We start from the raw sequence: 24,966 nt of genomic DNA on the forward strand, positions 1-24,966 counted from the left end.
GCTCAGCACCAACCTCATCAGCACCTCCCCCGCAAACTCGGACCAGAGCCACTAGCTCCCGAAGCGTCCAGCCTTGATCGCCCGCACCAAGGATGCGACGGCGGTCTTGAGGGTGGGGCCGTTCGGGTCCTTCGAGTCCCGGATCTCGTCGAGCGTCGTCGTCACCTCGACGCACGTCGAGGTGTTCTGACTGCGGCTTGACTTGATCCAGGTACGTTCCGCGCTCATCGGCGCTCCTCCATCCTCCTGGCGAGGTCCGCGATGATGGATCGAGACTCCAACGCGTTCTTCGACACGCTCTCGACCATGCCGACGGCTTCTCGGTAGATCTTCACATCCGCCTGCTCGTGCAGGAAGAGTCCGGACTTGCGATTCTCCAATTGGACGACCTCGTCCAGCTCGGTTCGGATGAGCAGGAAAGGACCTTCCAGCCCTGGATGCCAGCCGCTCGCGAGCGGAACGATGCGAAGCTCGATGTTCGGCTTAGCCGCGACCTGATCCAGGAAACGCAGCTGCGCACGCATGACGGACCGATCACCGATCACCTGGTGCAAAGCGGCCTCGCCGATGAACGCGGCGAGCTCCGCTGGCTGCTGCCCGATCACCGACTCCCTGCGACTGATCCGGCGGGAAGTCCTTCCGGCGAGCTCGGATTCAGGTACGCCTCCTCCTCTCATGACCGCACCGATGTAGTCACTCGTTTGCAGCAGTCCTGGAATCATCAGCGGTGATACTTCGACGATCTTCGTCGCGCGCCGCTCCAAATCGATCAGCGCTTCCAGTTGCTGCCGTTGCGCGGGAAGCGTCGTCGCGACCCAGTTCGGGTCGTCGGCGCCGTGCGCGAGCGCCACCACCTCCTCGTACCGCTCGCCGTTGATCCCGAGCGAGGTCAGCGCTTGGGCCACCTGCTCCGGGCGAGGCGTGCGATCACCTGTCTCCCATCGCGAGAGGACTCCCGGATCTCGTTCCAGCCGCTTGGCGAACGCGCGCAACGTCAACCCGTGTTCTTCCCGCGCCTGCCGCAACGCCTTGCCCAAGGCATGATTCTTCGGAGTTCTCGCCATCCGCGCTCCGTGTTGTCATACCCGCGCCATCGGGATGGCCGCGAGTGCACCTACCTGATCACCCGATGCGGTTAAAAGCACGCCGTTGTCGGCGAATCCCCTGCCGGTGCATCGTTTTCGAACATCAGCAACGCGCTGACCGCCTCTCCGAGCATGATGCCAGCCCACCCCGACAGCCCCGGAAACCGAGTGCCGGAACGAGAATCCGAAGGAGCAATCCGATGAACACCCAGAACGCCACAACCGGAAATTCCCGGTACGGCGGTGAAATCACGATGAGAGAGCTCCACTTCGGAAACCGTCGCTTTCGAGAAGATCCCGGCATCACGGCGACGGTCTCGGTGTGGGCGGCGTCGCGCGGGCCGGTGGACACGCGCTGGCACGCGGTGGGGCGGGCCGGAGGCGGGGCGTTGGCCGCGTTGTGCGGGACTTACGTCTACGGCCCGGTCCACCCGCGGCGCGCGGGTTTTCCGGACGGTGAGGGGGATCGAGAGGTGTGCGGCGGGTGTGCTTCCCTCCTCGGCACGGTCTGCGCTCGGCCGCAGGAGAGGTTGTCGTGCCGGAACTTCCGGTGGGCGGCGTGAGCGGGCGGCACTTCTGGCGCCCGGCGGGTGACGGGGTGCGGCACGCTTTCCGCGGTATGCGGTGGAACGGGCGCTCTGATGCCACTTCCGTGTGCGGGGTGGAGGTTTCGCTGGCCGGGGACGTCTCCGAGGAGGAGTGGGTGCGGGCGCCGTCCTGCGACTCGTGCAACGCCGCGCTGCACGCCGCTAGGAACACCGAGACACCGGAATCCCGCTGAGATCACAAGTTCTCGGCTAGCGCACAAGACTTTCCCGCAGCAACAACGAACTTCCCCGAGCACGCGCGACTTCTCCGCGCGTCGGCTCGCAGAACTCGGCCCGTCGCCCTGAACCCCCGACCAGGCGCGGGCCGGGACCCCGCCGGTGGCGGGGCCAGGCCGGGCGCGGCACCTCCCCGCTCGCCCGGCCGCGTTGCGGAGCCCGGCCGGGCTCTCCCCGACACCCCCGGCCGGGCTCCCACGTCCTCGCGGGTCACGTGAGCCCGAACGTCAGACGCAGGTCGACGATCTGCTGCTCCCCCGCCACCCACGCCAGCGGGGCGTGCTGCACGAGGATGCCGGTGGGTTCGCGCAGCAGCGGGCGGCTCGCCGGGTCGGTCGGCCACTCCACATCCCCGGTCGCCGTGCGGGCGGGGATCAGCCAGTGGTCGCCGGTGCGGTAGGCGGGGCGGTTCGGGTCGGTGCTCTTGAAGCAGACCTCCACGCCGTCCTCCAGGCGCAGCCACCGACCCTCCTCCACCGGGATCGCGCCGCCGCGCATCGGCCTCGTCGGGGCACCGGGCTGCTTGCTGCCCTCCCGCTGGTCCCAGCGGCGCAGGAACGGGTGCAGCTCCGGATTGCGGCCCACCCCGGGTTCTTCCGACAACCGGACTCGGCGCTCCGGCAAGTCCAGTTCCTCCACTCGCAGCAGCGGTTTCGGTTCCAGGCGGCTCGTGTAGGCGGTGTCCACGACCTCCACGAAGTCGCCGACGTCCAGGTCCAGCTTCTCGTCCCCGCCGAGCGACGCCAACGCCACCCACGTCCCGTCGACCTCGTCGGCCGGGAACGTGACCGAGCCGTTCTCCCGGGACCACTTGAACGTGGCTCCTGATTCCGCGCCGCCCTCGTGGATCTCCACGCGGTACAGCTGGTTCTCCGGGCCCCGGTAGCGGGCCTCCGGGCTTACCAGGCACGGATCGGTGTCGGCATCGGCCGGTCGCCTGCTCCGGGCGGCCAGCAGCGGCGGCTGGGCCCGCTGCTCCCGCGTCCACCCGTCGAACGCCTCCCGCACCGCCTCCGCGGGCGCGTCCGCGTTCGTCACGCCGAGTTCGGCGGCGGGCAGCGCCAAGACCTGCCAGACCACCTTGACGCGCGCCGACGTGTCGGGGGCCGCCGCGCCGAGCGCCACCTCCCGCAGCTGCGGGTCCTCGGCGGCGGTGACGATCCGCTCCCACACCTTCAGGTAGATCAGGTACGGCTCCTCCGGCAAGCGGTCGCCCGGCAGCTCCGGGTCGCGGAAGCCGTCCGGCTGGTCCCAGTAGGTCCAGCTCGACGGCTGTTCGACGGGCGGCACCGGCTCGTCCTCGTCCGGCACCGCCTGCCCCGGCGCGGGCCGGTACGCGTCGCAGCGGATGCCGCCCACGTAGTAGCGGCCACTGCCGATCGCCAAGTCGTCCAGCCCGTGCGGCCCCGCGACCCGCTGGATTCCGAAACCCGTGGCGTCGACCGGGCCGCCGTGCGGGCCGATCAGGTCGGTGAGCAGCACCCGCTGCTCGTGCAGCTGGATCAGCGCTTGCTCGTTCGCGTCCGAATCCAGCTGGACGCGGCCCTGCTGGGCGACCACCGCGGAATACCCGCGCTCCGGTCGGAAGGTGATGCGGGACAGGTCTGCGTGCATGTCGGAGCGTCCTCTCGTGCTGAAGATCAGGAGACGAAGATCAGGCCCGCGTCGGCCCCCGCCGGGACGTGCTCGGCCAACCTGGCGCGCAGGTTGTCCTCCCGCTGCGGCTCGTACAGGTCGTGGAACGCGCCGAGCTCGGAACCGTCCTCAGCGCCGCGGCGGATCGGCGGCGGGCAGTTCGCCGCCAGGCGCGCGTAGTGCGGCGTGCCGTAGCGGACCGAATCGAACACCGGCCGCACGCCCTCGGCCACGTCCGCCGGGCAGCGGTGCCGCCTCGGCGTGCGGGAACCCGGCGGCACGTAGCTGTAGCGCAGATCGCCGATGCCGCGCCGCGCCACGTGCATCCGGCCGGTGAACACGCTGTTCTCCGCCAGCCGCACCGCGTGCGCGTGCACCTCGCCGAACACGGTGCTGCGGTGCGCGTGCAGCTCCGCGTGCGCGTGGCGGCAATCCGGCGCGGACAACGCCTCCCGGTCGTGCGCGGTCGCGTCGAGGACGCTGTCGCGCAGGTGGATCTGCAGCGGATCGGTGCTCACCTCGTCGCCGATGACCGTGATGGTGCCGAGGACGCAGCGGTCGATCTCCACGCACGCCGAAGTGCGATCCAGCAGCAGGCTCGACTCGGCGGGGGCGTGCGGTGCGCACTCCGGTTCCAGCGACCAGCCGGGAACCAAGGTGCAGTGCCGCAGCTCCAGCGCCGCCAGCGGGCCGGTGACGTTGATACCGCGCCCCGTGATCAGCAGTCCGTCCAGCACCACGCGCGGGCGCTCGCCCACCGGCACGTCCTCCGGCACCCGGATGTTGAGGGCGTCCGGACGGTTGCTGTAGGTGTCGAGCAGCCGGACCACCGGGCGGATTCCGTCGGCGGCGCGCAGCTGCAACCGGTCGCCCGGCCCCAGGTCGAAGTCCAACTCCTCCTGGTGGGCGCCATTGTGCGCGATCTCGATGACGCAGTCCGCCGCGCCGCCGGAATCCCGTTCCTCGCGCCAGGATTCGTAGGCGTCGAGGATCAGCGCGTGCTCCTGGCCGGGCCCGACTCGGCGGACCCGCGCGTGCGGCGGCGTCTCCGGGTTGCGCGGGTACTCGCCGCCGCCGAGGTCGGCGGAGAACGCGTGGTGGTAGTCCACCGACACCCCGTCGCGCGGCGCCGAGCGGGAGCCGAACGCGATCCGGCCCAACGCCGGATCCACCGCCACCTGCCCGTAGCGGGGCCGGTAGCGCCAGCCGGACAGGTCCGCCACCGTGATCGCCGACAGCGGCACCGGCTCGTCGTGGCCGTCCCGGCGGATCACGAAGCTCTTGCCCGGCCCGTAGTAGTCCGCGAGCCGGTCCGCGACCTGCCTGCGGCGCAGCCGCGCGGGCACGTTGTCCAAGGTCGCGATGTGCGTCGCCGCCGGTTCCGGCACCGGCTTCGTCACCAGCGGCACGTCGTTGCCCAGGATGGAGAACGTGTAGAGGCTGCGGGTGCGGTCGATGCAGTACGCGGGTGCTCCGGTCACCGAGTGCGGGCGCAGCCGCCACGCGAACAACCCCACCCCGGCCGGGGTGAAGCCGCCTCGGCGATGCCGGGAACCCGCGCGGCGCACGTCGGCGGAGTGCGCGACCGCGCCGAACGGGCCGCCCGCGAGGTCGAGCGCCGCCGACTCCCGCACGTCCACGAACCTCCCCCGCCGCAACCGCGCCACGTCCCCGGTGCCGTGCAACCGCACCGGCTGGTGGTGGGCGACGAGGCGGGACAGCTCCACGGCACGGGCGGGCCACCCGGCGGCTCCGGCGGCGAGTTCTTCCAGCAGCGGCAACGTTCCCTTGCGCCGCCGGTGCGCGACCGTGGCGGCCACGTCCCGGCGCGGGGCGAGCGCTTCGGCGAGCCGTCGCCGCGCCTCGGCCGGATCGCCGCCGTCGCGGAGCCCGGCGGTGCCGACCCGTTCGTAGCCGGGCAGCCGGTGGTAGCCGACGAGCTCGCCCAGGTACGGCAGCACCCATTCGGCGGCGGTCTCCACGAACCAGTCGTCGTACTGCTGCTCCACGGCGTCGCGCACCAGGTCGAGCTGTTCGCCGACGACGGCGAGCAGCGCACGCAGCGGCTCGCCCCGCTCGGCGTCGCGCAACCGGTGCCAGGCGGGCAGCAGGTCGGCGAGCGCGTCCGGTTGCCTGCTCATCGGTGGACCTCCGTGAGGATCAGCGAGTCCGGCGACAGCAACACCAGCTGGGCGGGGCGGACACCGCGGTGGACGAACACCCGGCGGCCCGGTTCGAGCCTGCGGGTGTCGGTGATGTCGGGGTTGCGGCGCAGCAGGTCGCGCAGCGCGATCCCGTTGCGGGCGGCCACCTCGGTGAGCGACTCGCCGCCGTCGGCGACGCGGTGGCGCTGCTCGACGTGCTCGGCCAGGCGCGCGGGCACCACGTCGGCGAGGTCCGCGCCGTCCTCCGGTGCTCCGGCGAACACGTCGACGTCCACGTAGGACACACCGGGGACGGACTGCGCGGTCGCCAGCGCTTCGGACAGCAGCGCGGGCCGCCCCAATTCCCGTCCGGCGAAGCCGAGTTCGGCCAGCAGCGCCCGCCGGACGCGGGGCTCCACCACGTCCCACGCGTGGTCGCGTTCCAGCTTCACCTCCGCCGACACCCGCAACGCCACCTCCTCGCGCGGTTCTACCCGCACCGGCAACCTCGGATCGCCGTACTCGTCGAGGGACGCCCGCAACGCGCGCAGCAGCTCGCCGTCGGGCGCGATCGGGATGTCGTCCACCCCGGCCACGGTCAGGTGCAGCACTTCGCGCCTGCCGTCGAACACGCGCCGCGCCGACGCCCGGCCGATCCCGGCGCGGGAACGGGCGAAGTCCTCGTAGTCCCGCACCGACACCAACCGGTCCAGCGCCGAGACCGCCAGCGGCACCGTGCGGCGGGTCAGCGCGGGCCCGTCCGCGTCCGTCCCGCCGGTGGCGGGCAGCGGGTTGGTGACCCCGGTGACGCCCAGCGGCCGGGTGACGGGCTGGGTGATGCGGTCGGCTCCGACGTTCGCCGCGCGGCCGGTGCCGAAGCGGTAGCGGGCCCGCACGTTCTCCTGCCCGGTGGGCAGCCGCGCCCCGTGCACCCCGTCGCCGAAGGTGACCGTGGTGCGGCCGGACGCGTCGCCGCCGACGACGTAGACCCGTTCGGTCGGGCCGCGCCCGGCGAGGCTGTCCACCGAGTGCCAGCGCAGACCGTCGACCCGGATCTCCAGCGCCGGAGTGGCGCCGAGCGGGGTGTCGGCGGGCAGCCACGTCAGCGGCGACTGCCACAGCGCGAAGGTCTGGTGCACCTTGCTCGCGTCGCCGCTGCCGATCGGCTCGTCCCGGCTCTCGCCGTGTGTGGCGGGCACGACGTTGCCGTGCACCACCAGGGTGTCCCGCCGGTAGCGGTGCGCCAGGTCGGCGGTCAGGGTGAGCACCGTGTGCGGGTGGTCGCCGGGCAGTTCCGGGTCGACCACCTGCTCCGCGGCGGCGATGACGGCGACCTCCGTGCCGGGCGCGCCGGGCGGATCGGCGAGTTCCCCGGAGACCACCAGGTATCTGCCGGGGCGCAGCCCCTCGTGCAGGTCGGCGAGTTCGAGGGTGTTGCCGCGCACCTCCTCGTCGAGCGGTTCGTCCGCGGGCCGCAGCGGCTCACCTCCCGCGTACGCGGTGGCGTCGCGGATGTCGGACAGGTTCCGGTCCTGGTCGTCCAGCCACGGATCGGCGAGCGTCAGCTCGGTGGCGCGGCCCGTGATGCCGAACCGGGTGGCCGCCGTGGTGCGGACCGCGACGACGCGGGTGACGACGAACGCCAGCGCCGGATCACCGGGAACCCCGCCCGGTGCGCCCTTGCGGGGGCGATCCACTACGACGCGGCTTCCGGTGGTGATCTCCTCGTGCACGCCGTCGAGCACCAGCAGCCGCTCGCTTCCCGGATACGGCGCGGTGGTGAAGGTGATCTCGACGTTCGCCGGTTCGCTCCCGGCCCCGTAGCGCGCGGTGAGCCGGTAGGGGCCGACGAACGCGGTCTGCTCGTCCTGCGGCGCCAAGTCCCAGTCCTCGCGAGAACCGTTGTGCACGCCGACGTGCACGCGTCCCTGCTCGTCCGGGCGGGAGACGGTGAGCGTGCAGGCCGGGAGCTCCGGCAGCAGGCGGACGGTGACCCCGGCGGCGAGCGCGTTCTCGGGGCGCGGGCCGGGGCTGGGCCGGGCGGTGTCCGGTGCGGACAGCTCGACGCGTCCGCCGCCGAACTCGAAGGACGTCTCGACGGGCAGCGCCTCGACCCGCTGCCACCCGCCGCCCGGTTCGGTGCGCTGGAACTCGGCGCGCACCGGTTTCGCGCCCGCCGCGTCGAACGCGATGCGCACGCTGGTGCGGGTGCCGCCGGGCAGCGGCCAGTCCGATTGGCGCGCCACCCGGCCCGCGTCGTCCTGCACCGGTTGCAGCGGGGCCGTCGCGCCGAACGGCGCGGCGGTCACCCGCATCGCCAGCAGCTCCCCGAGCAGGCCCGGTACCGCAGCGGCTTGCGGGGATCCGCCCACCGCAGCGGAACGTGACGAGCGGCGAGCCGTGGTGCGGGGAGACCGGGGCCTGGTCGGTTCCGGCCCGGCGGGCGCCAGTTCCCGCGCCCGATCGTGCAGTTCCGCGACGACGGCCCGCAATCGCCCGAACCAGTCGGCGACCGGTTCCCGCGACTCGGCGAGCACTTCGGCCTCCGCGAGCCGAGCGAGGGGTTCGCCCAGCCGCAACGCGAACTGCGCGGGCGAGCCGATCGTGGGCAGCTCGGCGTAGAGCGGCGCGAGGACCTGCGCGTCGAACTCCTCGATGACGCTGCTCGCGGGTCGCGGGTTCGGCAGCTGCGGGGACGGTTCGCCGGCGCCGGGCGTGATCCACTGCGCGAGTTCGGCGCGCAGCTCGGCCAAGGTCGGTGGCGGGGAGCCCGGCAGCGAGATCGCCGTGACGTCCTCGTCCCGGTCCACCCGCACCTGCCCGACGGGCAGCAGCAGGCGCTGCTCCCCGAAGTCGAACAGCAGCTTCTCCCCCGTGCGCAAGGAGATCGCGGTCCCGGCGACGAACAGCTCCGACCGCTGCCCCAAGTCCTGCGCGGTCAGCAGCGCCGGGCGGCGACGCCGCACCGCGAGCCGGTTCCACGTCCAGCGCGCGGTGAGGTCCTCGCTGGTCTCGAACACGACGGACTCGGTCTCGGCGGCTCCGGGCACGCTGTTGCTGCGGGCTCCGCGCGGGATGAGCACCGTCGCGCTCTCGTCCCGCGGATCCCGGTCCAGCGCGTAGGCGAGGTAGGTGCTCGCAGCGACGCCCGGCCGCGGCCGGTGCCCGACGAGCCTGCCCAGCATCGCCAGCGACCGGTGGTCGTCGGCCGTACCGAGGTAGCCCTCGTCGGCGATCCGCTCCGAGTGGAACGTCAGCAGGTCACCTGCCACCGCCCACGCGTCGAGCAGGCCGATCGCCGGATCGTCGGTGGTGCGCACGGTCAGTCCGCGCAACGCCGGGTAGGCGGGCGAGGCGAGCCGGTCGAGCATGGCGGCGAGGAACGTGCCGTGCTCGCCCGCGCGCAGGTCCAGCGCCTCCCGGCCCGGCGGGTTGTGCGGCCGGTCCGGGGCGCGCCGTTCGTCGTGGCGGTCGCAACCGCATCCGCATCCGCTCACCGCGCACCCCCGAAGTCCAGCTGGAGCACGCCGTTCTCGGGGCGCTCCGGGTCGTTGTCGCAGCAGGCGATCTCCAGCGGGGCCACCCTCAGCAGGCCCGCGTCGAGTTCGCCGTCGTCGTCGTGGAAGGCCCGCCGCAGCCGGGTGACCCGGGCGCTGCGCACACCGGGCACGGCGGTGGCGGCGGCGACGAGCCTGCTCAGCCGCACCGGTTCGCCGAAGCTCAGCGCGTCCGAGTGGAAGAAGCCGAGCGCCCCGCCGCGCAGCCGCCGCCTGCCGAAGGCGCGCAGCAGGTCGGCGACGATCGGCCCGCGCTGGTGGCCGGGTGCGGCGCAGATCCGCAGCGCGACCTCCAGCGGCACCTGCCGCGCCGGGCGCACCACCAGGTGGTGGCCGATGCGGCGGTGCCGTTCGAGGAAGTCGGTGACCTCCGCGATCAGTTCCGGTCCGGGTGTTCCGGTGCGGTCGGCGTCGACGGCGACGTGCACTTCGCGGGAGCTGCCGCTCCAGCGGATCTCGGCAGCCGCGCGCTGCACGCCGGGCAGCCCGCCCGCCAACTCCGCGTAGTCGGCGGCGGTCACGGCGCGCGGCCGGGTGCGCCGCAGGTCGAGCGGCGCGAGCTGGCGGACCTGCTCGACCGGCTCCGGTTCGGTGCCACCAACGGCGGGCAGCGGGTTGCGCACCACCACGCCCGGCAGCGGTTCCGCGCCGGGTTCGCGCCGCAGCACCAGCCGGTCGATGGCTTCGGCGCCGACGTTGCCCTCAGGTCCACCGCCGAGCCGGTAGCGGATCTCCAGCCGAGCGCCGGGTTCCGGCCGCGCGCCGCAGCGCCCGTCGCCGAAGCGCAGCGCGAGCCGCCCGTCGTCGCCGAGCTCGCCGACGAAGTGCCGGTCGCGCGGCCCGCTGCCGAGCAGGTCGCGGCGCGGTTCCCAGCGGTCGGTGCCGTCGGTGACGTGCACGGCGGGCAGCGCGACGCGCGGATCTTGCGCTTGCGCGGCCGGTCCGTGCAGCACCGGGTCGCCCGGGTGGAGGCCGGCGGCGTGCCGCTCGCCCCAGCTCTGCGCGATCTCCCAGGCGATGTCGGGCCCGAGCACGGTACCGGCGTGGGCGCGGGCGGTGAGCACTTCGAGCCTGCGGCGCTTGGTGGCGAGCAGGTGATCGCTGCGGTGCAGCAGGTCGCGCAGCGCGCGCACCGGGTGGCGGCGCAGTTCGAGGCGTTCCAGCAGGTCCCGGTCGAACAGCACGGCCAGTTCTTCGATCTCCGCCGCGCCGAGCCCGTCCTCGTCGCGGGCACTGCGCCACAGCTCCACGAGGCGTTCCCGCACGTGGCCGGGGATCGCGGCGAGCCGTTCCGCCTGCCCCGCCGCGATGTGCTCGGCCTGCGGGTACGGCACCGCCTGCACCACCGGAGAGCGGTGCAGCACCGGCCGAAACCGGGGCCGGATACCGGGGTACGCGGACTGCGCGAGCATTCGTCGCAGCGCCTCGGCCTGCTCGCGCGCGGTGGCGGGCACGACTTCCTCCTGCCGCCGCCCCGCGTTCTCCACCCCGATGCCCGCGCGGGTGGTGGCGGGTTCGCCGAGCACGGCGTGCAGGCCGTGCACGTCGTCGGCGGTGAGCAGCCGCCCGCCACGGGTGCGGTCGATGAGCGAACCGAGCAGCTCGGCGGGCTCGTTGCCGTGGGTGCGGTCCCGGCAGCCGGAGGCGTCGCAGGCGCCGAGCACCGCGGGCTCCGGCGGCACGGTGACCTGGTCCGGAGTGTCGCGCGTGCGCCCGTGGTCGACGAGCGCGGCGTTGCCGTGCGCCACGCTCACGTCCGGGATCGGCGCGCAGTCGTAGCCGCCGGTGGAGCTCAGGCACAGCGGGAAGCGCAGCGCGTCGGCCCGCGCCCACGTCACCTCCAGCACCGGCTGTTCCAGCAGCGCGTCCACGCCGGGCGTGACCGAGGTGAGCCGCACCGCCTGCCGGTGCGCCGGGTCGGCGTCTCCAGGGGTGCCGGTGTTCGGGCCGCGAACCTCCTCCAGCACCACCAGATCCCCAGGGCGAAGCTCTACAGCCCGGTCGTCGTCGCGCAAGGTCGCGCTCGTCGCCCCGGTGGGCAGCGTGCAGTCCTCGTCGCCCCAGGTCCAGAACCGGATGCGGTTGTGCGCGGGCCGCAACCGCAACGGCCCGTCCGCGACGGGTTCGAAGATCTCCACCGCGTCCTGCTCGTCGAGCTCCGCCAGGTCGTCCTCGTCGAGGACGGGTCCCGGCGCGGGCGGGTCGTGCGGCCCGCGCGGGCGCAGATCCACGGCGGCGAACCGGAATTCTCCCGGTGCCAGGTCGAGTTCGGTGGCCGTCTCGGCGACGACGAAGGCGCGGGCGGCGCACCCGTCGTGCATCGGGTAGTCGATGAGCCGCACGTGCCTGCGCACCGACACGCGCCGCCGCGCGGTCTCCAGGTACGCCTCGGTGGCGACCGCGTCCTGCTGGTAGCTCAGCTGGTCGGCGGTGTGCGCGAACAGCTCGACGAGGGTGACGCCGAGATCCGGGGCGAGCCGGTCGGTCCAGCCGGGTGTGGTCAGCGCGAGCCGGTCGAGCAGCACGCGCTTGAGCGTGTCGAAGTCGCGGGCGGTGTAGTCGATCAGCGGTGCCGGGCCGGGTTCCGGTTCGCACGGCGGTGGTGCGGCGTGGTCGAACGACGTGGGACGGCCGGGGTGGAAGGTGAACTCGGCGCTGAAGTACCGCTGGTCGAACCCGGAGAACGGCTCCGCGCCGGGACGCCCGTACGGGTCCGTGTCCACCAAGGACAGCCGGTAGCGGGTGGTGTCGCCGGGCCGGTCGACGGTGACGAACATGCGGTCGTCGAGCTCCGGGTCCTTCTCCCGCTCCACGGCGACGTCGACCGCGGTGATGCCGGTGATGCGTCGGCCACCGTCGATGCGCACGTTCTCCGGCCGCACCCCGTGCGGGGCTTTGCCGATGAACGTGACGATGAGGCTGCGCCCGTCGTCGGCGGCCTCCACCGCGTCCACCCCGCCGAGCCGCGCCTCGCGGACCCGCGCTCGCCTGCCGCCGGTGCGGCAGTCCGGTTCGCTCATGCCCGCCTCCCCTCGAAGATCTCGTCGCGGTGGTCGCCGGTGGCCCGCACCAGGTAGCGCAGCCGGACGCGCACCACCTCGTCCTCGGCGGCGACGTCCAGCGCTTCGACTTCGACGAGGTCGCCGAGCCAGCGCTGCAACGCGGCGTGCACGGACAGCTCGACGGTCGCCGCGAGCTCCGGGCTGTTCGGCGCGAAGACCAGGTCGAGCAGCCCGCAGCCGAAGTCGGGCCGCATCACCCGCTCACCGGGGCTCGTGAACAGCACCTGTTCGACGAGGTCGCGGACGTGCTCCTGATGCCCGGCGCGCGCGGTGCGACCGCGCCCGTCGACGCGGAACGGGAACGCGATGTGAGTCCTCACCGGCACCGCACCCCCCGCGAGTCGCCGCGGAACACGGGCGGCCCCTGCGGGCGCAGGTCGGCGCTGAAGCACTGCCCGTCGGTGTCGTCGAGCAGCGCCGGAACACCGTCGATGAGCAGCGCACCTCGCCGCGGTGTGAAGCGCACCGTGCGGCACGGCCCGCTGAGGTTCGGGCAGCCGAGCACGGCGTACGCCGCACCCGTGGTCCGCACGGCCTGCCCGTCGGCGCGGACCGCCGCGCTCCCGGCGGCGGCGACGATGCGACCGCCGTGCGGGCAGTGCACCGATGTCGCCGCGGTGACGAGGTTCCCTCCGGTCACGACTTCCCCCTACTGCCTCTTGGGCACGATCAACCGGCCCTGGTTGATGTTCACTTCGTTGCCGACGAGCTCCACGGACGCGCCCTGGCCGTTGCCGACGGTCACGCCCTTCTCGTCGATCTGCACGTACGCGCCACCCGGTGCGCGCAGCAGGATCCCCTCACCGCCGGGCACGTCGGACATGAGCAGCTTGTGATCACCCGGAGTCCGGATCACCACGGGCTGGCGTTCCCCGAGCGCGTCCGGCGGCAGCTCGGAGCGGTCCCCGTACCAGCAGCCCGTCCAGATCGGGAAGCTCGGATCGCCCTGCTCGAACTCCACCCACACGCCCGCGCCGACCTGCGGCACCACGTACTGCCCGGCTCCGCGCCCGGTGAACGGCAGGCACGGCAACGCCCAGGTGGACGCCACGTCGCCGAGCACGTCGGGGACCTGCGCGGTGATCCGTCCGATCTGCAACGGGTCGGCGTTGTCCACGACCCGGCCGCGGAACTTGCCGAGGAAGCGGTTGTTCGATGCGTCGGCCATGCGGTCCTTCCTCGGCTAGGGGCGAACGGTGCCGCTGCGGGCGACGAGCCCTTCGCGGGAGAGCGTGAAGTTCTGCTGGTACGAACCGACCCGCAGGTCGTGGGTCACGGATTTCACGTAGTAGTCGCCGTCGTAGGTGACGCCCGCGCCCCGCACCCCGACGAGCTCGCGAGGCCGCAGCACGTACCCGTGCCTGTTGACGTCGAGGGACCCGGAACCGGAGATCGCGTCGGCGGAGGTCGCCGCCCGCGCGAGCGCTTGCGCGCGGGCGCGTTCCGGATCCATCTTCGCCGTGCCGGACAGGGGTTTCCGCTTCAACGCCGGGGATTCGCGCAGCGCCAGCGGCGGGCGCAACGGCCCGATGTCCGGATCCGGCAGCAGCGTGACCTGGCGCGTCGCCGGGTCCTGCACGCGCGCCTCTGGTTGTTCGCGGGCCGTGCCGTCGTAGGCGAAGGTGAGCTGGTCCACTGTGGAGTGCGCATCGCTGTTGACGGTAAGCGCGTGCTGCCGTTGCCCCAACCGCTGCTCCGGCCCCCAGTAGGCGGTGGAGCGACCAGGGCGCGGGCCGGGGTCGAGGTAGAAGGTGTACCCGTTGGCGCGGGCCAAGTCGTTGACGTACTGGAGGTCGGTGCTCGACTGGTAGTCGACGCGCAGTTCCTCCCGCGGCGGCTGGTGCACCTGTTCGCGGATGATGCGGCTGTCGATGCCGTAGTCGGCGTACTTGCCGAGGATCCGCTCGACCCGCTGCGACGGCGCCAGGTTCGGATACCGATCGGTGCGCTCTTCGAGGTCCAGCAGCAAGGTGAGGTCTTCGCCGGTGACGGTGAGCGTGGACTGGCCCGGCTGGTTGCTGGCGCCGACCTCGTTGCGCACGATCAGCCCGTCGAGGATGACGCTCGGCGTGCCCTTGATGGTGAGCTCCAGGATCACGCGCGTCTTCGGGTCGAAGAATCCCTCCGGCAAGAGCCGATCGACGATCCGGCCCTTCTTCGTGAGGTCGAAGGCCAGCTGAAACCCGCTGCGCTCCCCCGCGGTGCTGGTGATCTGCGCGGACAGCAGGGCCTGTGCCACCTCGCCCGGCACGGGTTTGGTGAGCTTCGGCCCCATGTGCAGGCTCAGGTGCACCGGCCCGGAACCGATCGGGACCTCAGACATCGAAGCTCCCCGGACTCGGGACGTCGACCGTGCGGCCAGGTTCGGCGGTGAGCTCCGCCGGATCCAGCACCGGGTTCGCGTCGGCGATCCGCCACCACTGGCCGGGGTCGCCGAAGAACCGCTGGCCCAAGTGGTCCGGTCGTTGGCCCGCGTTCACCACGTGCTCGTCGGCGTGCTCCGGGAGCTTCGGCAGCAGGCGCCGCTTCGCGTAGCGGACCTCCGTGCCGTCGGCCTGGCGGTGCACGCCGATCTCCACGTCGTGGTACCGGCTCGTGCGCGGGTATGGGTGCGCGCCGGGGATGTCGTCGAGCGCGGCCTCGTACGGTTCGATCACGGCTTACCTCCCCGCCCCTACGCCGTTGAGGCCCAGGGAACCCAGCGAACCCAGCGTCCCGATGCCCGCGAGGCGCTCCTTCTGCGCCAAGTGCGCGAGGTACAGCTCCGCGCCCCGGTGGCCCGGCGGGAGGTCGCTGACCGTGAGGAGCTTCAGGCCGAGGCTCAAGCTCGCCCGGATCGGGTTCAAGTTCACGTCGAACGCGGACTCGTTGATGGACATCTCCGTGAGGCGGACCGGGATGACCCGCTTGCCGCCCCAGGTGAAGAGGGTCAGCGGCATCTCGGTGGGGCTGATCTCGATCGTCCCGTTCTTCGCGAGCCTGGTCGCTTCCCGCAGCTGAGCCGTCGTCGGCTGCACCAGCATCTCCAGCGCGGCGAGCTGCGGGTGGATGCCTTCGGGGGCGGAGATCTCCAGCTGATCCGTCGCATCGATCTCAGCCGTGAACTTCCACGACTCCTCCGCCGGCCCTTTGAGCCGCAGCGCCTCGTTCTTGTCCCCCGACCCGCTACCCCCACCACCGGAATCCCCTTCCCCACCAGCAGACTGCGGCGCCACCGACCGTTCGAGCGTGTCGGGGTTGAACTGCAACACGATCACCCGCTGCGGGGTACCGCGCTCAGGATCAACCAGCACGATCCCGGACCGGATCGGCTTGGGTATGTCGGCGTATCTGGTCATACCAGTCCAATCAACTCGCGCTTACCGGTCACAAGATTCACAAAGATAATAAACGGGGCTACCAGAGAACTGAATCCCCCGAGAAACTAGGGCATCAATTACCGCACCACCCCAGATCAAAGTCGGAGGACTGAGCAGAATTTTCCCCCCATGCCGATATCCGGTCATCCACGCCATTCCATTCACAGCGATCGCATGAGCGTTCGCATTGGTGAAATACTCGCGGCCATCGTGCGAAACAACCCATTTCCCGCCACTTCGTCGCCATTTCTTGAAAAGTGACCTTATTTCGATTGGATCAGGAAGATCGGGCGCATATGAAAGCTCCCAGAACTCCTCGCGATCACTCGGCGACCATTGAACATCAGGCGCCAACGGGGCGACTGCAGCCACCAAGTCTTGATTCCCTATGATTTTACCGTCCTCGGCATAAGTCAGCTTCGGCCCAGGGGGAAGGTCGTCCACCTGCCATTCGGGCACGAGGCACAGGTAAGCAGCTTGCTCAACCCTGGGAACTTCTTTTCCCAACGAAGGCGACGTCACCCGCAATTGATATCCTCTGCCAACCAAGGTGTCGACCATCTCGTCGAACACCTCATCCGGAATTCGCCATTCCTCGGGATCGGAAGCAACCACGACACCCCCCCCGAGTGGACAACTCCGACCACGTATCGCGGTCTGCGCCATCGAACAGCATGACAATCCCCAATTGAATCCTCCACCCGTGATCGTCGCTATGGAAGCTTCAGGAAGCCTCCACGCCCCCTACTAACGCTTTGCATCCCAAGTGGGTTCTTTCCAAGCACCTCCTCCATGCAACGCACCCCCCACTCCATCTTCTCCGAAAATCCAGCACCTTGAAGGTACTGGTACACCGGTTTCCCATTTGTCGAAGGAAGGGTGTGCTTCGACGTCTTCGACGGGTTGCCCGCAGGCTGATCGCGATCCATCCAAGTATTGAAGTCCTGATTGGCGGTCGCCGCAGTGAGCACCAAGTTTCTCGCATGATTGGGACCATTTTGTCGACGCTCGACAATATGATGCCATTGTGGTTTTATCGAGTTTCCCGATTTAGAGGTACTAGTGGGCGTATCCGGGTTAGTAAACCTTGCAGTCATCCGATAGTTCAGAACCTGCCGAGCCTCGTTGTACTCACTCCACAGATCCTTATTCCTTATGGCTTCAAAGTCTGGACCGAGCTTGTACCACCTCTTGTCGAAGTCGACTCGCTCCCAACGCCCCTCAGCCTCCCGCACCGGGACCCGGAACTCACTCTTCCCCGCAGGACCGTGGCCGTAAAAGTCGAACTGGACCTGCCGTCCATCCTTACGTCTAACCCGCATGATCTTTCCGGTGTACCACTGCCCCTTCTTCGCACGACCGGTCCAACCATCCTGAACCACATCCTCCTCTTTCGGCTCGCCAGGAGGAATGCTGTACACGTCAGGCTCAGAATGAGGATCGGTGTACTCCCCATTCAAGACTGGCCGCGACGGATTCAAAGTGGCCACCACAACGAAGGGATCGCCACCGGCCGGCTCTAGACTGGCCAGTCGATAGTGCGCCTTCAATGCAGCAAGCAGGTCGAAGAACCGCGGACGCTGAATCCCGCTCTTCATCTTCGAATACAGCTTGGGCCGTATGCGTGCCACAATCTTATCTAATTGATCATCTTTGGACTTCTTGGATTCCTCATCCTTCTTGCGATCATCTTTTTGGTTCTGTTTGTGATCGTTTCGATCCTTGTCGCGCTTGCGCTTCCGATCATTGAAGGTTTCACGGTTCTGGTTCTTCGACCATCGCCGGTTGTTCGGGCCGTCACGGTCGTCCTTTCGCTTGCGGTTTCGCCTACTCGAGCGACTGTCGGCTTTGTCCCGGCTCTTCTTACCGTCCCGGTCCCGCTTTTCGTCGCGGTCCTTCTTCCGGTCACGCTCCTGGCTGCGCCGATCGTCTCGGCGACCGGGTACGTCGTCGTCCTTCTTCGGGCGCTCCGAGGCCTCGTCGTGCTTCTTCCGGTCCGGGTCCGCCTCGTCTATCTTCTTGCGTTGCGCGTCGTCGTCCTTGCGCTTGCGGTCTTGCTCGTCGTTGTCCCGCTTGCGGTCCTGCTCGTCGTCCTTCTGCTTCTTCTTCGCCGGGGTGTCGTGGTCGTCGGCGCGGTCGCGGCGTTTGCCGTCGCTATTGTCGGGGTCGCGGCGCTTCTGGCCGTACTTGTCCTTCCAGTGATCGCGGTCCGGGTTCTGCTTGTCGCCCTTGGGCTTGTCGTCCGCGGGCCGGTCCTTCTGCGGTTCGTCGTCCTTGGGCTTGTCGCTCTTCGGCTTGTCGGCGGGTTTCTTCGGGGTTTCGGGGTCTCGCTTCGGATGCTCGCCGGGTTTGTCGCCGCGGCCACCGGGCTCGTCGCCGCGATCGGAGCCGGGGCGATGCGGGATTGCGGTCAGTTTGCCGGGCCGGTCGGTCGCGCGGTTGTGGCCGCCGGTCTCGCCGGGGCGCCGGTCCGGGGGTGGTTCCGCACCGTCGTCCTTGGTCTTGTCCTTGTTCTTGCCGAGGTTCTTCGCGACGGTCTTGAAGCGGTCGCCGACTTTGCTGACGTACTTGCCGATTCCGTCGAGGAGGAACTGGTAGGCCAGCTCCAGGAGCGCCACCACGCCCGCCGCGACGGCCTTGGCGAACAGGACGCCGTTGCCGCCCTTGCCGACGGACTTGAGCCAGTCGAGGACGGCGCCGAACGCGCGGAGGATCTCGCCGAGGGCGCCGATCGCGGTCTGGAGGGCGTCGATGACGGCGGCGACCCAGCCCGCGCCGGGGATGAGCTTCGCGATCACCTTCGTGATGACGATCTCGCCGATGATGAACGGCAGTTGGGGGACGACGGCGTCCCAGGTCTCCTTGACGATCTCCTGGAGGGTGATGCCGCCCTTGATGAGCCGGTCCATGATGGCCTTCGGCAGGCCGATGATCTCTTCGATCTTCTGGTTGAACCAGTCCTTGACGGCGCTCTTGACCTCGCGGAAGAAGTGGCTCTTCGCGCCGTCCTCCGCGGAGCTCTTCGCGCCGGAGAGCCAGCCGCCGGGGTCGGCGAGGAAGTCGACGGCGACCATCAGGAACTCGCCGAAACCGGACAGCAGCTTCGAGGCGAAGTCCAGGACCGACTTGATGGCGTCCTTGACCGCCTTGAGGACGTCGGCCAGCGCCTTCTTCAGCAGGTTGAGGATGTCGCTGAGCAGCTTCGAGATCGCTTCGAGCAGGTCGGTGATGAGTTGCTTGAGCTTCGCGGCGAGCTCCGTCACGAAGGCGATGGCGGCGGCGATCAGGTCTTCGATGAACTGCCGGATGCGCCGGGCCAGCTCGATGACCGCCTTCACCAGCGCCACGGCCAGTTCGATCAAGGCGTCGATCAGGTCCTCGATCAGCCCCACGATCTTGTCGCGGATGTTCTTGATGAGGTTTTCCATGTCGCGCTTGAAGTTCACGATGAACTCGGTGATCGCGTTGCGCGCGGCCCGCAGGATCTCCACGATCTTGTCGCGGAGCTCGATGAAGAACTTCTTGATCTCGTCGAAGGCCTTCTCGACCCAGTTCTTCGACTCCCGCGAAGTGTCGTTGCGCTTGGTCTTCGCGTCCGACTTCGCGGTCTCGCGCTTGGCCTTGATGCCCTCGTCGTCGGTCTTCTTGCGGTCCTCGACCTTCTTGTCGGTGTCCTTCTCCTGGGCCTCGACGTCCTTGCGGGCCTGCTCGCGCTTCTCCGTCTTGCCCGTGCCGAGCTTGTCGAGTTCCGCGTCCTGTTCCGCGCGCCACTTCTCCCGCTCGCCGCCGACGTCGCCGACCGTCGACTCCCGCTTCCCGGTCTGCTGCTCGGTGTTGCGCTTGACCTCGGCATCGACCTCGCAATCGTGCTTCTGCTTGGAGGTGCGGGTGTCGCGGTCCTTCTGCTTCTTGCCTTCGGCCAAGCCCTGCTCGCCCTTGCCGAACGCGGACTTGAACTCCTTGCCGCGTTCGTGCTCGGCGACCTCCGAGGCCGCTTCCGGCGGCACCGCACCGGTTCCGGCGTCGACCTTCCCGCCGGGCTTACCGCCTTCGCGGCCGGGAACCTTGCCGCGCAACTGCTCCTTGTCGGCGTCGGGGTAGACCTGGTCCTCACCCATTCCACGGCTCGCGTCGTCGCGGGCGGTGTCGGCGGTCTGCTCGCCCTTGGTGTTCACCGCCTCGTCCTGCTCGCCGGACTTGGCGTCGGCGTCGCCCTGCATCGCCACGCCGGGGGCGGTTCCGGCCTTCGCCTCCTCCATCGCCTCGTCCTCGGTGGGCATGTCGGCGAACTTGGCGGCCAGTTCCTCGGGGTCGACGTCGGCGCCGAGGAACTCCGCAGCCTTGCCGATCACGTAGCCCGCGCCCATCAGGAACGTGTCCCAGCCGTCCGGTTCCTCCACCTGTTCGGCGGGGATCGCGCCCTCCGGCTTCTTCTCGCCCTTGACTTCGGCTTCCTTGCTCTCCGGAGCGTCGGACTTCGCGGCCTCGTCCTCCGAGTACTCGGCGGGGGCGTCGCTGTTCGGGGCGCCCTGCAACGTCTGCGGAGCGCCCGAGGGGCGCTGCATCGACGGCGGATCGGAGGCGAGCTGCTGGTGCTCGTCGCCGACGGTGCGGTCCACCGCGCCGTCCACGCCGCCCATCGCCTGCAACGCCACGTGCGGTTTCAGGCCCGAGGCCGTGCGCAGGCCCGCCTCCGGGGAGACTTGGGAGAGGTTCGGGGCCGCCTGCGCCTTCTTGGCCTTCGCGCCCTTGCCGGATTTGCCCGCGCCCTTGCCGCCGCCGGAGCGCGGGGCGGCCGGAGCGGGTTCCGCCTTCGGCGCGGCGGACTTGGCGGGCGCGGCCTTCTCGGGCTTCGCGGCGGGAGCCGCCGTCGGCGTGGCGGGCTTCGCCCCGGACATCGGCCTCGGCTCGGAAGTCGGCTTCGGGGCGTCCGTCTTCGGCGCCGGGGCGGAGCTCTGCTTCGCCGGCGCGGGCTGCTCCTGCTCGGGGTCGGTGGAGGTGCTGGTCCCGTTGGTCTGCTCGGAGCCGCCGGTGACGTGCGAATCCCTCGCCGCTGAGGGAGATTTCGCGTCGTCGGTGGCCTTCTCGGCTGCAGCGCCGTCCGCTGCTCGGCCACCGTCGCCGGTTGCCTTGCCGCCGTCCTCGGTGCTGTCCGGCTTCTCGGACTTCTCGGCCTCACCCGACTTCGCGGTCTTCTCCGCGGAGCCCTTGTCCTCGCCCGCGCCCTTCTTCTCCGCGGAGCCCTCGTCCCCGCCCGCGCTTTCCTTCTCCTCCTTGGCCGCGGATTCCTTGACCGCGCCGCCGGGTTCGTCCTTGGCGCCCTCCGTCTTGCCGGGAGCTTCCTGGGCGAGGCGTTGCGCGTCGGCGGGTCCCGCTCCGGGGGCCGCTCCCGCTTTCGGGTCCTTCGGCTTCTCACCCGCTCCGGTCTGCTTCTCCGCAGCCTTCTCCGCAGCCAGAGTCGCGAGACCGGCCGCTCCGGGGGTGCCTTCGGTGGTGATCGACGGCTCCGGTTCGGCCTGCGCCTCCGGTTCCGCCTCCTCCGGTTCGGCTTCGGCGGCGGCGTCCTCGGCGTCCTCCGCCTCGCGCTCCGCCTGCACCTCCTCGGCCTTCGTGGGCGGCGGCGCGGGGAAGGACGGCATCGATGGCGGGGCCGCGCCCGGTTCGAGCTCGTCCGCCGTGGGCACGCCGGAGACGTCCAAGTCCTGCTCGGGCAGGAAGTCCTCCGGGGCCAGCTTCACGTCCCAGGCGCTCTTCTCCTCCCCGCCGACCTCGACTTCCGAGTCTCCGCCGTGCGGTTCGGACTCGGGTTCCTCCTCCGGTCCGAGCACGTCCTGGTTGCGGGCGCCGTCCAGGGAATCGACCGCTCCGGCGAGCTGGGTGTCCTTGCCCGCCGTGGTCGCCGAGCCCTCGACGTCCTGGTGCGGGTCCTTCGGCTTCTCACCCGCCACCAGCGGATCGACGGCGCCAGGGCGGTTCTTCGCCTCCGAGTCCTGCTCGGCGGCGGCGTCCTTCTCGGCGCCTCCTTCCTCGCTTTCGGGCTTCTCCCCGGACTTCTCGTCTCCCGCGGTCTTCGCGTCGTCCTGCCCGTCCTCGGTCTTCTCCTCGCCCGCCTTCTCCGCGTAGGCAGGCTGTTGCTCCGGGTCCTGCTGATCCCCGCCCGCTTCTTGCTCAGCGGGCTGGTGCTCACCGGCGGCCTGTTCCCCCGGTGCCGGTTCTTCCTGCTCCGGCGCGGAGTTCTCCGGCGTGCCGCCTCCCGCACCGCCGGGAACCTCCTGCTCCTTGTCCGGCCCGGACGCCTCCGGCGGCGCCTCCTCTGATTCCCGCTGCTGGTCGGACTCCCGCTGCTGCTTCTCGCGTTCGGCGAGCAGGTCGGCACCCGCGTCCGGTTCCACGGCCGGAGTGGCCATGGCTCCGGGTTCGAGGTGGTCGTCGGCCTCCACCTCGTCGAGCAGGTCGAGGACGCGTTCGTGCTCGGAGCTGAGCAACCTCGACTCCAGCCGATCGAGCACGACGTCCAGCACGTCCTCCGGGAGCCGCGCCAGCCGTGTGCGGGTGCGCTTCGAGCGGTCCTCCGGGTCGCCGCGCAGCGAACGCTGGATGCCGTTGGCGAGCCGGTCGACCATCGTCGCCGGGTCCAGTTCCTCCGCGCGGCGGCGGTCGGCGTCGACGGTGGCGTAGCGCAGCCAGCCGGGCGTGGCCTGGCCGCTGCGGACCGCAGCAGAGTCCGAAGTGAACTCCGCTTCGCGCTCGATGGCCTGCTGCGGCAGGCTCACCGCCCCCAGGTCGCGGCCCGCCCGCAGCGCGCCGAGGCCGTGCGGGTTCTGCACGGTGTGCAGGAGTTCGTGCGCGAGCAGCCGGGTTCCCTCGGCCGTGCCGGGCCGGAACTCGCCCGGCGCGAACAGCACGTCCTGGCCCACCGCCACCGCGTCCGCGCCCAAGTCCCGCACGAGCTCGCCGGAGTCGCGATCGGTGTGCAGGCGGACGCGGCTGAAGTCGTGGCCGAGCGCTTCCTCCAGTTCGCGTCGGGTGCTCTGGTCGAGGGGTTGACCGGCGCCGCTGACGATCTCCTTCGGCTCCGGAGCGCGGTTCGCGGTGTTGTTCTTCCGCTTGCGGCGCCGCGAATCCTGCGTCGAGCGGGACTGCCTAGCCGGGATGGGTGCGCTCATCCGGACCGCCCCCTCCCGCTGAGGCCCGCGTGCACCGAACGCGCAAGCGCCTCGCCCAACCGGGCCGGGGACGTCGTCGCGGGCAACGGGGGCAGGTCGGCGATGCCGTCCACCTGGCGCGGCCCCCACGCGGCCAGCGGCACGCCGCGCTGCTCCACCAGCCGGGTCAGCTCCGCCTGGAACGCGACCGCGACCCGCTCCGGGTCCACGCCGTCGAAACCGTCCAGCACCAGCTCGCCGATGTGCACGTTCACACCCATCCCCGCACCTCCGAAGGCGTCAGGGAACGCTCCAGCTTGCGGTACTCGGTGTGCGCGGCGGCCAGCATGTGCCGCATCTGCACCGGTTCGCCGTCCTCGGCGGCGAGGAACGCGCCGGACAGCGCGATGTTGCGGATCGAGCCGCCCGCCACCGTCAGCTGCGCCAGCAGCTCGGGGTCGAGGTCCTTCACGGGCGCCCGCTCCGGCACCACGCGCCGCCAGATCTCGGCGCGCTCGGCCTCACCGGGGAACGGGAAGTCCACCACGAACCGGATGCGGCGCAGGAATGCCGAATCCAGCGCCTTCTTCATGTTCGTCGTGAGGATCGCCAGGCCCCGGTAGGCCTCCATCCGCATCAGCAGGTAGCTGACCTCGAGGTTCGCGTAGCGGTCGTGGCTGTCCTTGACCTCGCTGCGCTTGCCGAACAGCGCGTCGGCCTCGTCGAACAGCAGCAGCGCGCCGCCGCGCTCGGCCGCGTCGAACACCTTGCGCAGGTTCTTCTCCGTCTCGCCGATGTACTTGCTGACCACCTGCGACAGGTCGATGACGAACAGGTCCAGCCCCAGTTCGCGGGCCATCACCTCGGCCGTGAGGGTCTTGCCGGTGCCGGAACCGCCCGCGAACAGCGCCGTCACGCCCAACCCGCGGCGCAGCGTCGCGGAGAAGCCCCAGTCGTGATGCACGGTGGCGCGCTGCCGCACGTGCGCGACGACCTCGCGCAGCACCCGCAGCTGCCGGTCCGGCAGCACCAGATCACCCCAGCCCGCGTCCGGTTCGATGCGCCTGCCCAGCTCGTCGAGCCCCATCCGGGCCTGCTCCAGTCCGGCCCGCCACGCCACCTCAGCCAAGTCCTGCCCGTCCTGGGAGCGGCGGGTGGACGCGGCGGCGGAGGCGACCACGTGCGGGGGCAGCGAGAACTGGGCGACGAGATTGCCGACGTCGCCGTCGGAGAGCTCGCCGAACGCGTCGCGCCACAGCTCGAACTGTTCGGCGTCGTCTAGCGCGGGCACCGAGATCCGCTCACCGCGAGCGCGCGAGCTCGGGCGCGGCTCGTCGCTGCCGATCACCAGCGGCACCGCCGCCGACTCCACGAATGCCTCCGCCGCGGCGAGCTGCTCGCGGTTCGGTTCGTCGACTTCCAGCAGCAGCACGGCGGGCAGCAGCACCGCCTCCCGCTGCCACAACCGGGCCAGCAGGTCCCGTTCGGCCGGATCGTCGGGCAGGTCCTCCGCCGACAGGGCGTGGAGGCCCAGGCCGCAGGCGTCCGCGGCGGCCGACGCGATGTCCGCGCGGGTGCGCGGATCGCCGCCGACGAGCTCCACCCTGAGCGGAGCGTCGCCGTCGGCCCAGCTCGACGCGATCCGCTCCGCCGCGCTCCGGTACGAACCGGGCAGCGACCCCGGCTCCGGGATGCGGCGCAGCAGGCCGTGCAGGCGGGCGTCCAGGTACGGCGAACCGAGCAGGAAGTGCAGCACCCGCTCGTCGATGCGCAACCTGCCCGTCGTCAACCCGGCCGCATCGTCGAGCTCCACCAGCCGCCACCGGCGCAGCGGGGACACCGGGGTGAGGGCGCTCCAGTGCGGCTCGGACATTGCCGCCAACGCCAACGAGAACGTGGGGTGAGCGCGCGCCGAACCGCTCGCCGCCGCGCACCGGGCGGCGGTGCCCGCGTCGAGTTCCATCGCCGCGCACAGCAGCAGCGCCTCGCGCTCGAACGGGCTCAAGCCGAAGCAGTCGGTCAGCGCGTCCAGTGCGGGCACCGGCGGGACGTCGATTTCCGCTGGTTCACCGCGTGCGTGCGCGTCGAGCTTGGCCAGCACCGCGCGCACCGCGGCGCCCAGCGCCGAGCCCGCTCCGCCGGGTTCCTCGGTCAC

17 protein-coding genes are annotated in these 24,966 nt (G+C 70.8%); 1 reads left to right on the plus strand and 16 read right to left on the minus strand.

Features of this window, described 5'->3' with window-relative positions:
* Positions 1–51: 51 nt before the first annotated feature.
* Both OOZ19_RS16965 and OOZ19_RS16970 read right to left on the minus strand, forming a co-directional pair.
* Positions 52–228, minus strand: a complete 177-nt coding sequence (locus OOZ19_RS16965) for a DUF397 domain-containing protein (RefSeq protein WP_266091088.1) — start codon at positions 226–228, stop codon at positions 52–54.
* Positions 225–1,064 carry a helix-turn-helix domain-containing protein gene (locus OOZ19_RS16970; protein WP_266091089.1) on the minus strand — a complete coding sequence of 280 codons (840 nt, stop codon included), beginning with the start codon at positions 1,062–1,064 and terminating at the stop codon, positions 225–227. The genes OOZ19_RS16965 and OOZ19_RS16970 overlap by 4 nt, the downstream gene beginning before the upstream one ends.
* 556 nt (positions 1,065–1,620) lie before the next feature.
* On the opposite strand from OOZ19_RS16970, the gene OOZ19_RS16975 reads away from it, so the two are divergent.
* Positions 1,621–1,866: an HC3 family zinc finger protein gene (locus OOZ19_RS16975; RefSeq protein WP_266091090.1), complete on the plus strand. Its 246-nt coding sequence runs from the start codon at positions 1,621–1,623 to the stop codon at positions 1,864–1,866.
* A gap of 253 nt (positions 1,867–2,119) precedes the next feature.
* Here the strand turns inward: OOZ19_RS16975 and OOZ19_RS16980 are convergent, their stop codons facing one another.
* From OOZ19_RS16980 to OOZ19_RS17045, 14 genes are all read right to left on the minus strand, one after another.
* A complete protein-coding gene (locus tag OOZ19_RS16980; RefSeq protein ID WP_266091091.1) occupies positions 2,120–3,523 on the minus strand; it encodes a DUF6519 domain-containing protein in 1,404 nt (467 codons plus the stop codon).
* Between the two features lie 26 nt (positions 3,524–3,549).
* Positions 3,550–5,685 carry a hypothetical protein gene (locus tag OOZ19_RS16985; RefSeq protein WP_266091092.1) on the minus strand — a complete coding sequence of 712 codons (2,136 nt, stop codon included), beginning with the start codon at positions 5,683–5,685 and terminating at the stop codon, positions 3,550–3,552.
* On the minus strand, positions 5,682–9,185 hold the full coding sequence (locus OOZ19_RS16990; protein WP_266091093.1) for a putative baseplate assembly protein: 3,504 nt from the start codon (positions 9,183–9,185) through the stop codon (positions 5,682–5,684). Before OOZ19_RS16990 ends, OOZ19_RS16985 begins: the two co-directional genes overlap by 4 nt.
* A complete protein-coding gene (locus OOZ19_RS16995) occupies positions 9,182–12,265 on the minus strand; it encodes a putative baseplate assembly protein (protein WP_266091094.1) in 3,084 nt (1,027 codons plus the stop codon). Before OOZ19_RS16995 ends, OOZ19_RS16990 begins: the two co-directional genes overlap by 4 nt.
* Positions 12,262–12,627 (minus strand): GPW/gp25 family protein, encoded by a 366-nt coding sequence (locus tag OOZ19_RS17000; protein WP_266091095.1) that lies wholly within the window; start codon positions 12,625–12,627, stop codon positions 12,262–12,264. Before OOZ19_RS17000 ends, OOZ19_RS16995 begins: the two co-directional genes overlap by 4 nt.
* Positions 12,624–12,947: a hypothetical protein gene (locus OOZ19_RS17005; protein ID WP_266091096.1), complete on the minus strand. Its 324-nt coding sequence runs from the start codon at positions 12,945–12,947 to the stop codon at positions 12,624–12,626. Before OOZ19_RS17005 ends, OOZ19_RS17000 begins: the two co-directional genes overlap by 4 nt.
* A 9-nt stretch (positions 12,948–12,956) precedes the next feature.
* Positions 12,957–13,475 (minus strand): phage baseplate assembly protein V, encoded by a 519-nt coding sequence (locus OOZ19_RS17010; RefSeq protein ID WP_266091097.1) that lies wholly within the window; start codon positions 13,473–13,475, stop codon positions 12,957–12,959.
* Positions 13,476–13,490: 15 nt separating this feature from the next.
* Complete coding sequence (locus tag OOZ19_RS17015) at positions 13,491–14,630, minus strand: hypothetical protein (RefSeq protein WP_266091098.1); 1,140 nt, start codon at positions 14,628–14,630, stop codon at positions 13,491–13,493.
* On the minus strand, positions 14,623–14,964 hold the full coding sequence (locus tag OOZ19_RS17020; protein ID WP_266091099.1) for a LysM peptidoglycan-binding domain-containing protein: 342 nt from the start codon (positions 14,962–14,964) through the stop codon (positions 14,623–14,625). The genes OOZ19_RS17015 and OOZ19_RS17020 overlap by 8 nt, the downstream gene beginning before the upstream one ends.
* Positions 14,965–14,967: 3 nt before the next feature.
* On the minus strand, positions 14,968–15,645 hold the full coding sequence (locus OOZ19_RS17025; protein ID WP_266091100.1) for a hypothetical protein: 678 nt from the start codon (positions 15,643–15,645) through the stop codon (positions 14,968–14,970).
* A gap of 21 nt (positions 15,646–15,666) precedes the next feature.
* Complete coding sequence (locus tag OOZ19_RS17030; protein WP_266091101.1) at positions 15,667–16,281, minus strand: hypothetical protein; 615 nt, start codon at positions 16,279–16,281, stop codon at positions 15,667–15,669.
* A 98-nt stretch (positions 16,282–16,379) separates the two neighbouring features.
* Positions 16,380–22,832: an eCIS core domain-containing protein gene (locus OOZ19_RS17035; protein WP_266091102.1), complete on the minus strand. Its 6,453-nt coding sequence runs from the start codon at positions 22,830–22,832 to the stop codon at positions 16,380–16,382.
* Positions 22,829–23,092, minus strand: a complete 264-nt coding sequence (locus tag OOZ19_RS17040; RefSeq protein WP_266091103.1) for a hypothetical protein — start codon at positions 23,090–23,092, stop codon at positions 22,829–22,831. Before OOZ19_RS17040 ends, OOZ19_RS17035 begins: the two co-directional genes overlap by 4 nt.
* Positions 23,083–24,966, minus strand: coding sequence for an ATP-binding protein (locus tag OOZ19_RS17045; RefSeq protein ID WP_266091104.1), 1,884 nt, complete (start codon positions 24,964–24,966; stop codon positions 23,083–23,085). The genes OOZ19_RS17040 and OOZ19_RS17045 overlap by 10 nt, the downstream gene beginning before the upstream one ends.

Source organism: Saccharopolyspora sp. NFXS83, assembly GCF_026241095.1.
In the GTDB taxonomy this organism is placed as follows: domain Bacteria; phylum Actinomycetota; class Actinomycetes; order Mycobacteriales; family Pseudonocardiaceae; genus Saccharopolyspora_C.